Origin of the sequence: Roseburia sp. OM03-7AC (assembly GCF_003462625.1) — a bacterium.
GTDB classification, from domain to species: domain Bacteria; phylum Bacillota; class Clostridia; order Lachnospirales; family Lachnospiraceae; genus Roseburia_C; species Roseburia_C amylophila.
This window is the reverse complement of the sequence record NZ_QTZJ01000001.1, coordinates 1,260,079-1,273,313: the sequence shown is the minus strand read 5'-3', so window position 1 is coordinate 1,273,313 and position 13,235 is coordinate 1,260,079. Positions and strand designations below refer to the sequence as shown.

At 41.4% G+C, this 13,235-nt stretch carries 12 protein-coding genes; 10 read left to right on the top strand and 2 right to left on the bottom strand.

Translation table 11 applies throughout. From position 1 onward, the window contains the following. Positions 1 to 208 precede the first annotated feature (208 nt). The 5 genes from DXB39_RS06130 (at position 209) to DXB39_RS06110 (ending at position 3,568) form a co-directional block, all read left to right on the top strand. Positions 209 to 535, top strand: a complete 327-nt coding sequence (locus DXB39_RS06130) for an STAS domain-containing protein (protein ID WP_117840527.1) — start codon at positions 209 to 211, stop codon at positions 533 to 535. Between the two features lie 17 nt (positions 536 to 552). Then, positions 553 to 984, top strand: coding sequence for an anti-sigma F factor (spoIIAB, locus tag DXB39_RS06125; protein WP_117697634.1), 432 nt, complete (start codon positions 553 to 555; stop codon positions 982 to 984). 7 nt (positions 985 to 991) lie between these two features. Continuing rightward, positions 992 to 1,708 (top strand): SigF/SigG family RNA polymerase sporulation sigma factor, encoded by a 717-nt coding sequence (locus tag DXB39_RS06120; RefSeq protein WP_117840529.1) that lies wholly within the window; start codon positions 992 to 994, stop codon positions 1,706 to 1,708. 123 nt (positions 1,709 to 1,831) lie between these two features. Next, entirely contained in the window at positions 1,832 to 2,776 is a 945-nt protein-coding gene (locus tag DXB39_RS06115; protein ID WP_022244422.1) for a magnesium transporter CorA family protein, read from the top strand. Positions 2,777 to 2,797: 21 nt separating this feature from the next. Then, positions 2,798 to 3,568, top strand: coding sequence for an HAD family hydrolase (locus tag DXB39_RS06110; RefSeq protein ID WP_243005981.1), 771 nt, complete (start codon positions 2,798 to 2,800; stop codon positions 3,566 to 3,568). On the opposite strand, the gene DXB39_RS06105 is transcribed toward DXB39_RS06110, so the two are convergent. After that, positions 3,531 to 4,412 carry an AraC family transcriptional regulator gene (locus DXB39_RS06105; protein WP_117697475.1) on the bottom strand — a complete coding sequence of 294 codons (882 nt, stop codon included), beginning with the start codon at positions 4,410 to 4,412 and terminating at the stop codon, positions 3,531 to 3,533. The two genes, DXB39_RS06110 and DXB39_RS06105, sit on opposite strands and share 38 nt — an antisense overlap. Positions 4,413 to 4,583: 171 nt before the next feature. Here DXB39_RS06105 and DXB39_RS06100 point away from each other — a divergent pair, with 171 nt between their 5' ends. Then, entirely contained in the window at positions 4,584 to 6,839 is a 2,256-nt protein-coding gene (locus DXB39_RS06100; protein ID WP_022244419.1) for a glycogen/starch/alpha-glucan phosphorylase, read from the top strand. An 87-nt stretch (positions 6,840 to 6,926) separates the two neighbouring features. Here DXB39_RS06100 and DXB39_RS06095 read toward each other — a convergent pair whose 3' ends face one another. Then, complete coding sequence (locus DXB39_RS06095) at positions 6,927 to 7,850, bottom strand: 30S ribosomal protein S1 (RefSeq protein ID WP_117840533.1); 924 nt, start codon at positions 7,848 to 7,850, stop codon at positions 6,927 to 6,929. 683 nt (positions 7,851 to 8,533) lie between these two features. On the opposite strand from DXB39_RS06095, the gene DXB39_RS06085 reads away from it, so the two are divergent. The 4 genes from DXB39_RS06085 to DXB39_RS06070 all read left to right on the top strand — a co-directional run bounded on the left by DXB39_RS06085 (position 8,534) and on the right by DXB39_RS06070 (position 13,218). Then, on the top strand, positions 8,534 to 9,490 hold the full coding sequence (locus tag DXB39_RS06085; protein WP_158565966.1) for a tetratricopeptide repeat protein: 957 nt from the start codon (positions 8,534 to 8,536) through the stop codon (positions 9,488 to 9,490). Between the two features lie 65 nt (positions 9,491 to 9,555). Then, the gene (locus DXB39_RS06080) at positions 9,556 to 10,365 is read left to right on the top strand and encodes a Cof-type HAD-IIB family hydrolase (RefSeq protein ID WP_117840539.1); all 810 of its coding nucleotides are present in this window, start codon (positions 9,556 to 9,558) and stop codon (positions 10,363 to 10,365) included. 14 nt (positions 10,366 to 10,379) lie between these two features. Then, positions 10,380 to 11,654 carry a M18 family aminopeptidase gene (locus tag DXB39_RS06075; protein WP_117840541.1) on the top strand — a complete coding sequence of 425 codons (1,275 nt, stop codon included), beginning with the start codon at positions 10,380 to 10,382 and terminating at the stop codon, positions 11,652 to 11,654. 127 nt (positions 11,655 to 11,781) lie between these two features. Further along, a complete protein-coding gene (locus tag DXB39_RS06070; protein WP_158565965.1) occupies positions 11,782 to 13,218 on the top strand; it encodes a methyl-accepting chemotaxis protein in 1,437 nt (478 codons plus the stop codon). The last annotated feature ends 17 nt before the right edge of the window (positions 13,219 to 13,235 follow it).

The following is a 13,235-nucleotide window of genomic DNA, read 5'->3' as shown; positions in this document are numbered from 1 at the left end:
GAATAAAGAAAAACAGTTTACAAAAGACGTCAGGCAGATTGCCGGGCGTCTTTTGTAGTTTACAGGAAATTGCTTTCCTGTAAACTACAAAACGCACCGCGAGGATGCACACTGCGGCGTATAAGGTAGATGTCGCAAGCGACCGCCGCAGGCGCGGGAATGTGCCAGGGCAGATTCTTTTTTCGTAATGTATATGGAGGATAGAAGAATGGAATTTAAGTATGAATTAGAAAATGGATGTCTTACCATCCGGGTGCCAAAGGAGTTGGATCATCATTGCGCCACACAGCTGCGGGCAGAGGCAGATTTACTGATTGATTCTTACCGGGTTAACAAACTGGTTTTTGATTTTGCCGGTACAGAATTTATGGACAGCTCAGGGATTGGCGTGGTAATCGGAAGGTGCCGGAACATGAATTACAGCGGCGGAAAAGTGGTGGCAGAGAATATGAATGAGCGGATCCGGAAAATTTTTGTGGTATCAGGTCTGCATAAACTGGTTCAGATGAAAGAAGGGGAGAAGAAGGAGGTATGAAAATGGAGGCTGTAAATATGGAAAGAAGAAATGAGATGAAACTGGAATTTGAGGCATTATCCGTAAATGAAGGATTTGCCAGAGTAGCGGTAGCAGCATTTTGCGCCCAGATGAATCCCACACTGGATGAGTTAGAGGATATTAAAACTGCGGTATCGGAGGCGGTAACCAATGCCATTATCCATGGCTATGAAGAAAAGGAAGGAACGGTAGTGATGCAGTGCTGTCTTTCCGGAAGTACCGTACATATTACCGTAAAAGACAGCGGGAAGGGAATTGCGGATATTGAACGGGCAAAGGAGCCGTTTTTTACGACAAGGCCGGAGCTGGAACGGTCCGGTATGGGCTTTTCTTTTATGGAGGCTTTCATGGATGAAGTAGAAGTACGTTCAAAGGTCGGAGAAGGAACTGTTATAAAAATGAAAAAAAATCTGGTGCGGGAAAGTTAAGTGGAGAATGGAACAGACAATTGCTTATATCAAACGGGCACACAAAGGGGATAAGCAGGCAAGAGATACGCTGGTGCTTGGAAATCAGGGACTGGTCTGGAGTGTGGTACAAAGATTTTTAGGAAGAGGACATGATAAAGAAGAACTGTTTCAGATCGGATGCATTGGACTGATGAAGGCAGTGGATAAATTTGATGTAAGTTATGAGGTATGCTTTTCCACTTATGCAGTGCCGGTGATTATGGGAGAAATCCGCCGCTTCCTGAGGGATGATGGCATGGTGAAGGTCAGCAGGAGCATGAAAGAAAAAGGCTATCTTATCAGCAATGCAAGAAAGGAACTGACAGACATGCTTGGAAGGGAGCCGGAGTTAAAGGAACTGGCAGAAAAAACCGGGCTTTCGGAGGAAGAGATTGTCCTTGCAGTGGAAGCCAATGGAGAAGTAGAATCCATTTACCAGAGCGTCTATCAGTCAGATGGCAGTGAAATCTATCTATTGGACCGGTTAAAGGATAAGAAAAATGCGCAGGAAGAACTGGAAAATAAGCTTCTGATAGAAGAATTGCTGCAACAGTTATCCGGAAGGGAGCAGCAGCTGATTAAGATGCGTTATTTTGAAAATGCCACGCAAAGCCAGATTGCAGCAAAGCTTGGCACCAGTCAGGTGCAGGTCAGCCGCATGGAGAAGAAAATATTACTACAGATGAGAAAATATATGGGCTAGGGTTGACAAACAAAGGGGGTGGAAATATACTAAAAAAGGATTAAGCAAGATTCCCTTGTCAAAGTGTTCCGGCTTTGATGGGGACTTTTTTTTACAGGAAAAGAAGAGAAAGGAAGTGGAAAGATGATTAAGTACTATTGCAGTGAACAGAACCGTATCACCGAAATTGAATCACCAGGGGAGGATTGCTGGATTTCCCTTGTAAATCCAACAGAGGCAGAAGTCGCAGCAATGGTAAATCAGTATGGAATTGATGCAGATGCCATGCGTTCCGCACTGGATACGGACGAGCGCTCGCGTATTGAAACAGACGAGAATTATACCATGGTATTGGTTAATATCCCGAATATTGAAACCCATAATGATAAGGAACTTTATGATACCATTCCACTTTCTATTTTTGTGGTAAAAAAAGCAGTCATTACAGTAAGTCTTGAGAAGACTCCGATATTAGAAGCATTTGCCAATGGCACGGTGCGGGATTTTAATCCTGCCATGCGTTCCCGCTTTGTGCTTCAGATTTTGTACCGGACATCCTCTCTTTTCTTACAGTACTTAAGAAGTATTGACCGCCAGAGCGAAATTGTGGAAAACAAGCTGCACAAGTCCACACAGAACCGGGAGTTAATCGAACTTTTGAAACTGGAAAAGAGTCTGGTTTACTTTACGACAGCACTCCGCTCCAATGAGGTGGTATTGGAAAAATTATTTAAAAATGACAATATTAAAAAATATCAGGAAGATGAAGAACTTCTTGAGGATGTTATTGTTGAAAACAAGCAGGCAATTGAGATGGCAAATATTTACAGCGGTATTTTGAGCGGAATGATGGATGCTTTTGCATCAGTTATTTCCAATAATCTGAATGTGGTAATGAAGGTGCTTGCCATAATTACAGCTGTACTTTCTGTTCCGACTATGATATTCTCAGCGTATGGCATGAATGTGGCTGCAAAGGGAATGCCGTTTGCAGAGAGTCCTTATGGATTTCTCATTATCGTATTAATCGCAGTGGTATGCAGTCTTATTGTTGCATTAATCTTTGCTAAGACAAAGATGTTTAAATAAAAGAAAGAGATGGAAGGTAATATGTACGACAATTATGTGTTTGACCTGTATGGAACACTGGTAGATATCCATACAGAGGAAAACGATGCTAAGGTATGGGAAAAACTGAGTCTGTTTTACGGATTTCATGGAGCTTTATATGACCCGCAGGAATTACAGGAATCTTATCTGGCATTGATTCAAAGCAAAGAGACAGATTTAAAGGGAGAGTTGGAAAAGGAGCCACACTATGCCCATGAGGCATTTCCGGAGATTCGTATTGAAGAAGTATTCAAAGAGCTTTATGCGAAGAAGGGGATAAAGGCTGATGATGCACTGGCAGTTCATACCGGACAGTTCTTCCGGGTACTGACTATGGAGTATGTGCGGATTTATGATGGCGTAAGAGAATTATTAAAAGGATTGAAAAAATGTGGTAAAAAGGTATATCTTTTATCCAATGCCCAGAGAATCTTTACGGAATATGAGATGAATTATTTGGATATTACAAAATATTTTGACGATATTTTAATTTCATCCGATTATGGAACCAAGAAACCGGACATCCGTTTTTTTGAACAACTGATAGAAAAGGATCATCTGGATGTGAAGAAAACACTGATGATAGGAAATGATGTGCGCTGTGACATCAACGGGGCCAAAGAGGCAGGCCTTGACACTTTTTACATTCATTCGAATATTTCTCCAAAAGATGACAAAAAGCCGGACAGTACCTATTACCTGCCTGCAATGGATATGAAAAAAGTAAAAGAACTTATCCTGCAAAACGCTTCCGGTACTCACGGGGTGTAACATAAAAGCGTTTCTTAAACAGCCGGTTGAAGTAAGAGAGGTTGTCAAAGCCTACTTCAGCGGCAATGTCTAATATAGAAGCTTCAGACGAAATAAGCAGCCGGCTGGCCATGGTCAGCCGGTAATCATTTAAATATTCTGTAAAAGTAGTTCCCATGGTATTTTTGAAAAACTTCATAAAATGAGACTGGCTTAAGTCCAGCGCATCTGCCATTTCTTCAATGGAAATTTTACTGGCATAATTTGTCTCAATATATTTAATGATGCGTTTCATTTTTTCCAGGGATTTCTGGTTCTTGCGGGAGACACTTGTTTCGCAGCAGTTAGAAATCAGAATGGAAAAGAGCAGGAAAAGCTGTCCTTTAATCACAAGCTGGAAGGCCGGGGGATTGGTCCTGCAGACTTCATCCGCAGCATTGATACAGCCGGCAACCTCGTTATAGAATGGCATACCCGGTGTAAAATGTGTGGTAAGCCGCAGTGTGCCGTCTAAAAGCGGTGTAAAGTAGCGGCTGTTACAGATGTCTGTCTGTTTGGCAAGGAGCATTTCCAGTTTAAAAATAATATTAATATATTCCATTTTGTAATCGAGATACTGTTCAATGGAATGAACCTGTCCCGGAAGAATCAGAAGAATACTTCCTTCCTGAACCGGGTATTCTTCCAAATCTACGGTAATCAGTCCGCAGCCTTTTTTGATGTAGATAATTTCCGTTTCATCATGCCAGTGGGCAGGCACCCGCTCAAAATCTAAGGGAATTGAACAGGGATAGGTGATATATGGGAAACTTTCTGAACCATGTGATTTCTTTTCCTGGTAATTTTCATATTCGAGAATATTCATGGAAAACGCCTTTCGTCAAAATGTACAAAAAAGTGATTTTTTCTAAAATCACCGAAATATGATAGTATTGTACCACTTTTGATCGGTATATTACAAGAAAATGTAAAAGAAATGTTAGATAATGCATACATAAGAGAACGAACTGAATTCAAATTTTACGGAGGGTCAAAAATGAATTTACAGGAAATCGTAACAAAGAAATATAACAAGGGAATTGCTGATTGCTCTAATGAAGAATTATACTTCGCATTATTAGAGATGACAAAAGCAATGGCTGAGAAGAAAGAAAACCACAACGGAAAGAAAAAATTATATTATATTTCCGCAGAGTTCTTAATTGGAAAACTTCTCTCCAACAACCTGATTAATTTAGGTGTATATGATGAAGTAAGAGATGTACTTGCAGCAAATGGCAAAGACATCTGTGCAATTGAAGAGGTTGAGCCGGAACCATCACTTGGTAACGGTGGTCTTGGAAGACTTGCAGCATGCTTCCTTGATTCTATTGCAACATTAGGATTAAACGGTGATGGAGTTGGACTTAACTATCATTACGGATTATTCAAACAGGTATTTGAAAACAACCTTCAGAAAGAAACCAAGAATCCTTGGATTCAGGATGAAAGCTGGCTTACAAAGACAGATAAGAGCTACCAGGTACAGTTTGGTGGATTTAATGTAACTTCAAAATTATATGATATTGATGTTACCGGATATGAAAACACAACCAACAAGCTTCATTTATTCGATATCGAAACAGTAGATGAGAGCATTGTTGGTGATGGAATTGACTTTGACAAAGAGGATATCAAGAAAAACCTGACATTATTCTTATATCCGGATGACAGCGATGACAAGGGACGTCTCCTTCGTGTTTACCAGCAGTACTTCATGGTAAGCAACGCTGCACAGTTAATCTTAGATGAGGCAGTAGAAAGAGGATGTAACTTACATGATCTTGCTGATTATGCAGTAATCCAGATTAATGATACCCATCCATCTATGGTAATCCCGGAGATGATTCGTCTGTTAATGGAAAGAGGAATCGGCATGGACGAGGCTATTGCAATCGTTTCCAAGTGTTGTGCATATACCAATCACACCATCTTAGCAGAAGCATTAGAGAAATGGCCAATCTCTTTCTTAGAGAAAGTTGTTCCACAGTTAATGCCAATCATCTACGAATTAAACAACCGTGTAGTTGCTAAATATGATGACAAGTCTGTATACATCATTGATGATGAAAAACGTGTACACATGGCTCATATGGATATCCACTACGGATTCAGCGTAAATGGTGTTGCATACCTTCATACAGAAATCTTAAAAGATTCTGAGTTAAATAACTTCTACAAGATTTATCCTGAGAAGTTCAATAACAAGACAAATGGTATCACATTCCGTCGTTGGTTATTACACTGTGATAAGGGATTGACATCCTTAATTGAAGAACTGATTGGACCAGGATTCAAGAAAGATGCAATGGAACTGGAAAAATTAGGACAGTTCGTAAATGATGATGCAGTATTAGATAAATTACTTGCAATCAAGACTGAGAACAAAGTTGTTCTTAAGAACTACTTAAAGGCAACACAGAACATCGACTTAGATGAGAACTCAGTATTTGATATCCAGATTAAGAGATTACATGAGTACAAGAGACAGCAGATGAATGCACTCTATGTAATTAACAAATATTTTGAAATCAAAGCAGGAAAGAAACCGGCAAGAAAGATTACTGCAATCTTTGGTGCAAAGGCAGCTCCGGCTTACATCATTGCAAAAGACATTATCCATTTAATTCTCTGCTTACAGCAGTTAATTGCAAATGACCCGGAAGTAAGTCCGTACTTACAGGTTGTTATGGTAGAGAACTACAATGTTACTTTAGCTGAGAAATTAATCCCGGCAGCAGATATCCATGAGCAGATTTCCTTAGCTTCTAAAGAGGCATCCGGAACATCTAACATGAAGTTCATGTTAAATGGTGCAGTAGCAATCGGAACCATGGACGGAGCAAACGTAGAAATGCATCAGTTAGTAGGAGATGATAACATCTACATCTTTGGAGAGTCTTCTGACGAAGTAATTGAGCATTACGCAAAAGCTGATTATGTATCACGCAAGTATTATGATAATGATGCAGATATCAAACGTGCAATCGACTTCATCGTAAGTGATGAAATGAAAGCAATCGGAAATGCAGAGAACTTAGAGAGACTTTTCAATGAGTTAATCAACAAAGACTGGTTCATGACTCTTCCGGATTTCGAATCTTATCGTGCAAAGAAAGATGAAATGCTTGCAGATTATGAAGATAGAAAAGCATGGGCAAAAATGATGCTGACAAACATCAGCAAAGCCGGCTTCTTCTCATCTGACCGTACAATTGAGCAGTACAACAAAGATATTTGGAAATTAGACTAAATTTTGATAAAAGTATTCTCCAACCTTTAAAAACAATGAGGGACAGATAGAAATATCTGTCCCTTGTTGCGTTTTATGAAATACGACTTAGAGCTTCAATCTCTTTAACAGTGCGCCAAGGCTGGTAGAAGCACTTTCATCAGAGGTGTAGGCGGATAAGTCTTCTTTTTCTTCTACAGAAGTATCTACCATTTCTTCTTCCAATGCACGCATGCTTAAGCTGATTTTGCCGTCGTTGGTATTTAAAAGCTTGGCTTTTACATGCTGTCCTTCCTTTAATACTTCGGAAGGCTTATTAATACGGCGTTCACAAATCTGGGAAATGTGGACAAGTCCCGTAAGTCCGTCCCCAAGGTTGATAAATGCACCATATGGCATCAGGCTTTCCACGGTTCCTTCTACAATACTGCCCGGAACTAACATCGCAATCTTGTGATTCCTCTCTTCTGCTTCTTTTTCAAGAGCAACGGATTTACCGGAGAGCACCAGACGGTCATCTTCCTCATCTACAGTAATGACACGGACTTCTAATTCCTTTCCAACATAGCTTTCGGTATCTTCTACATAGGCTGTGGTAATCTGTGAAGCCGGAATAAATCCGCGAATGCCATAAAGGTATGCAACTACACCGGCTTTTACCGCTTCAATGACCTTTACGGTAACAACGGTTTCGTTTTCCAACAGCTCTTTTAACTTATCCCAGGCAAGCACTTCGTTGGCTTCTTTCATGGAAAGTAAAATGTTGCCTTCTCCATCATCCCGGCGGATGACCGTTGCTTCTAAGACATCTCCCGGATGAATGTGCTCGTCAATGACAAAGGAGGGGTCGTTGCTGACTTCATCTGCTTTGATGATTCCCGGGGCATAATACTTTAAGTCCAATGTGATGGCGTCTTCATCCACAGAGATAACGGTTCCGGTTAAGATGTCTCCTTCGTTGATTTTCCGGAAGGAAGCCTCAAGCTCTGCTTCAAAGTCCTGCATGGTTTCTTTTGCTTCGTTTTCTGACATAGTAAAACCTCTTTTCTTATCTGATTCTGGTCAGGCGATTGCGAAAGGGGACAGGAGCTGCCGGAAGAATATTACGGGATTCACAGGGGATTTATCTTTATCCGGTATGAAATGCCAACAGTTCTTATAATGCGTGTTTTTCTTAATTGTAAACTGTCTTTCCGGTTGCTTTGGCTGAATATCGACGCTGTCCGCCGGGCACAGATGCCACATAATGCCTGCAAGGGGCACTGGGAATTTCGGCATACTTTTTCTTTTGCCTGGCAACCGGCACAAATTCACATCCATGTTCAATTGTGCCTCGCTGGTACATCCCTGTACCAGCGTTGCCTGTTGCCAGACAAAATTCCCAGTGCCCCTAACAGCCCTTATCAGGCATCTGTGCTTCGGCGAACCGTTTCGATATTCTGACAAACATTGGAAAGACTGTTTTAATAGCAAAAAGAAAGACACGCATTTTAGAACTGTGGTATTTCGTAGCGAAAGATAATCGCCTGTGAATCCGTGATATTATTGGGGCAATCATCTTTCTGTCCCGCTTCGCAATCGCCTAACCATATGCATGAGAATAACTCATGATTTTTCTTGCAGTGTATCACAGGAAACGAAGAAAAACAAGCCGGGGCGAGGTTGAAAGAAGAGCCTTAATTTGCTATACTAAAGCGGATGAAAGCGAGGCAATTATGAAGAAAATAAAATATATGGCAGTTGTACTTGCCACAGGACTACTGTTGGCCGGCTGTGAGGAGGATGAGACACAGAATAATAAAGATGCATATCGGCAGATAGGCATCAACTGTATGCAGGAGGGTGACTATGAAGGCGCCATTGATGCATTTCAGAATGCACTGGACCAGTCGCTGGCAGTTGTGGGAGAAGAAGAAATAGATACCTGTTATTATAAAGCAGCAGCACAGTATGCCGCAGGAAAGAAAGAGGATGCTATTGAGACCTATCAGGCATTAATCAATTATGACAAGAAAAATGCCCAGGCATATTTCCTGTTAGGAGAACTGTACCGGAAAGAAAATGACATGGATAAAGCAAAAGAAAATTTTAATCTGGCAGCACAGTATGCCGGCACTGACTATGAAATGTATATTGCTTTGTACCAGGAGTGTTATGCCGCAGGAATGCAGACCGAAGGTCAGGAGTATCTGAAAAAAGGTATTGAAGCAGGTGGTAAATCAGCGGAGGACTATGCCCAGAGAGGCAGAATTTATCTATTACTGGGAGATTATGATAATGCGGAAACAGAGCTTACGACAGCCATTCATAAAAAGAGCACGGAAGCTTCTTTGTATATGGCACAGCTCTATGAAGTGAAAGGCGAAGATGAGAAGGCAGCCGGATTATATAAAGAATATATTGATGAAAATCAGGATAATCCGACAGCATTGATCTGTCTGGGAGGAATGGAATTAGAAAAAGGTAATTATGACAGTGCAATAAACTATCTTAAGATGGCACTGGATTTAGATGCAGGCTCACAGAAGCAGGAGGCGCAGCGTAATCTGATACTGGCATATGAACAGAGCGGAGATTTCGCATCTGCAAAAAGCGAGATGGAGGATTATACAAAGAATTATCCGAATGACGAAGAAGCTGCCCGGGAATACTTGTTTTTGATGACACGTTAAGCAAAAAGGGCAAAATGTATGGGACAGGAAAACGAGAGAAAAGGGCAGAGAGGAACAATACGAAAATGAGCGAAACCTATGAGATTATCGTGCTGGATTTAGATGGCACCTTAACCAATTCAAAGAAAGTCATTACACCAAAGACGAAAGACGCACTGATGCGGATTCAAAAGGAAGGGAAAAAAGTAGTGCTGGCATCCGGCCGTCCTATCGGGGGCATCGTAAAGCTGGCAGACGAACTGGATTTGAAGAACTATGGCGGATTTGTACTGGCATTTAATGGTGGAAAGATTATTAATTATGAGACCGGAGAGATTGTATACAATAAGACAATACCGGTAGAACTGGTGCCGGCAGTGTATGAGCAGGCATGCAGACTGGGTGTGGGCGTGCTTACTTATAAAGGAAATACCATCATCCATGGAAACGGAGTGAATGAATACAGCAGTATCGAGGCAAAAATTAACGGAATGCCGATGGAAGAGGTAGATAATTTCGCAGAATATGTAGATTATCCGGTAAATAAATTCCTGATGACAGGAGAACCGGAAAAGATTGCAAAAGCACAGGATGTGATGCGGCAGACCTTTGGAGAACAATTAAACATTTTCCGCTCAGAACCGTTTTTCTTAGAGATTGTTCCGCCATCCATTGATAAGGCATATTCTCTTGGAAAACTGTTAGAATATCTGGGAGAAAAGAAGGAGCAGATGATCTGCTGTGGAGATGGCTTTAATGACAAGTCTATGATTGCATTTGCCGGGCTTGGTGTGGCAATGGCAAACGCACAGCCGGAGGTAAAAGAGGTTGCAGATTATATTACCACTTCCAATGATGAAGACGGAGTGGCGCTTGTAATAGACAGATTCATGTAAGGAAGGCGTATGGCATGCAGAAAATAACAGAACTATTGTCAAAGGGAAAATCACCATATCATGTAACAGAATGGACAGGAAAGCAGTTACAGGAGGCAGGGTATGAAGAATTAAAGCTGCAGGAATCCTGGCAGCTTCATGCAGGCGGTAAATACTATGTAAGACCGTATTCCGGTATGGTAGCAGCATTCGCTGTTCCGGAGCAGCTGGACAGAAAGACGGCACTCCGCCTGATGCTGGCCCATACAGATTTCCCATGTTTTAAAATAAAACCGAATCCTGAAGTGAAGACGAAGGATTACAGGCAGTTAAATGTGGAGCCATATGGCGGTATGCTCAAAAATACATGGTTTGACCGTCCACTTGGAATTTATGGGAAAGTGGTATTAGAATCGGAACATCCATTTGCACCGGAAGTAAAGCTTTTCGGAAGTGAGGAACCGGCAGCGGTGATTCCGTCATTAGCACCACACCTGAACCGTGAGGCAGGCGGAAAACAGGAATATGATATGCAAAGAGAACTGCTTCCACTGCTTGGAATAGAGCAGGACGGAGACATTACCGAGAAGTTTTTCACGGATTACTTAAAAGAACAGCTTGGGGCAGAGGCAAATGAGGTTTTAAGCTATGATTTATTCCTTACCAATATGGATGAACCGGAATTAATAGGAAGTGATAAGAAGCTTCTTTCTTCTCCGAGAATTGATAATCTGGCATCGGTAGCAGCAATTGTGGAGACAATGTGTGAAAAAACGACCGGAGATTCACTGGTTGTGGCAGGATTATTTGATAATGAGGAAATCGGCAGCCGCTCCAAGCAGGGAGCAGACAGCAGTCTTCTTAAGGATATCATAATGAAGATTGGTGCAGCCTTTGGAATGGAAGAAACAGAGGTAAATGATATGCTCCGGGGAGGCTTTCTCTTGTCTATAGACGGAGCTCATGCCGTACACCCGAATTACACAAATAAATCAGATATTACGAATGATGTGATATTGGGAAAAGGAATTACCGTAAAGACTTCTGCCAGCCAGCGGTATCTTTCTGACAGTGAGGCAACAGCGGTGGTGATGCAGCTTTGTAAAAAGACAGATATTCCATATCAGGTGCAGGTAAACCGTTCCGGCATGCCGGGTGGACAGACCCTTGGACCGATTGTGGTTTCCTATCTGCCGATGCAGGGAGCGGATATTGGAATTCCGATGCTTGCCATGCATTCTGCAAGAGAACTGGCAGATATGAGAGATTATCAGGCATTGGTAATGTTTTTGAAAATATTTTCTGCATAAAGAAATTGCAAAAAAAGTTGAATTTTTTGGAAAAATATCACAAAATGTCGTTGACAATCGGTAAGATTCAGTACAAAATTAGTAGTATAACGTAATGCACAGAAAGTGCATTGATTGGAGGAAATATATGGCATTGGGAAAGAATAAAAAAATTATAAATCTGGTTCAGTCAATTAGTGAGATGAAAGAAGAGAATTATGCTGCAGGTTCACCGGAACTGCAGAATATGTATGAACGCATGAGCGCTGGCAGACGTCAGCTTGCACAGGTATATGGGGAAGATATGCAGGCAGTTATGACAATGAGTGCCTTAGGCCTGAAAGTTGGACATGATACCGTAAAGATGACAACGGCAGCAGAGGATGTCAATACAGCAACAAAGGCAATCCATGATGCAGCAGCAGAAACATCCAGTATTGCAGAGGAAGTAAGAAATGCCCATGAGGGTCTGACCAATACAATTGTTGATGTATCAGAGAAAACTACTGATATTTATAAGAAGATAGAGAATGGCCAGGAAGAACTGACAGCTATCCGGGATTTATCCAAAGATGCAATCTCAGAATCCACAGAAATGAAGAAGAATATGGATGCATTGATGGATGTTATCAATCATATGAATGAAGTCATTGAAGGTATCAATGCAATTTCCGAACAGACCAACCTGCTGGCATTGAACGCATCAATCGAGGCAGCAAGAGCAGGAGAAGCAGGAAAGGGATTTGCCGTTGTAGCGGAAGAAATCCGTCAGCTGGCAGAGGGAACCAAGCAGTTAACCGGAAATATGGGTGAATTCGTAGAAGGAATCCGCGATGCTTCTGAGAAGAGTTCTAAGAGTGTGGATGTTGCAATTACATCTCTTGACAATATTGATCAGAAGATTAATGCTGTATGGAATATTAATGACGAGAACAAGAAAAATGTTGGAACCATCAGCGAATCGATTGGTTCCCTTGCTGGTATCAGTGAAGAAATCAGCAGCTCCATGAATGTGCTGGAAAACCAGGTGTCCTGTATTGAGGACCAGTGCAGTAATCTCAGCAATGATGCAGAATTGCTGACCGTTATAAATGGAAATTTAAAAGGTTCGGTAGAACCATTAACCCAGGTTGAAACGGGTATGGATAATGTGGCGAAGGTTATAGGAGAAATGAACCGTGATGCATTTTACCGTATGGATAATGCAGTTTTTGATACTTATGTACAAAAAGCAATGGAAGCACATAGGGCATGGCTTGAGACTTTACATACCATGGTAACTGAGAAGAATGTCCTTCCGTTACAATTTGATGATACAAAATGCGGCTTTGGTCATTTTTACTATTCCATGCATCCGGGAAATCCGGCAATTGCACCGGCCTGGAATGCGCTGGCAGAGAAACACAGAAGATTCCATGGCTATGGAAAAGAAGTGCAGCAGGCACTGTTCGATGAAAATGCGGAAAGAGCAGAAGAAATTTATCAGGAAGCAGAGAAATGCTCAAATGAATTACAGAATGATTTTGCTTCAATTTTAAATATTTCTGCAGGATTATCCCAGAACGGACAGAGTGTGTTTGCGTAAACAGAAAGTAAGAAAAG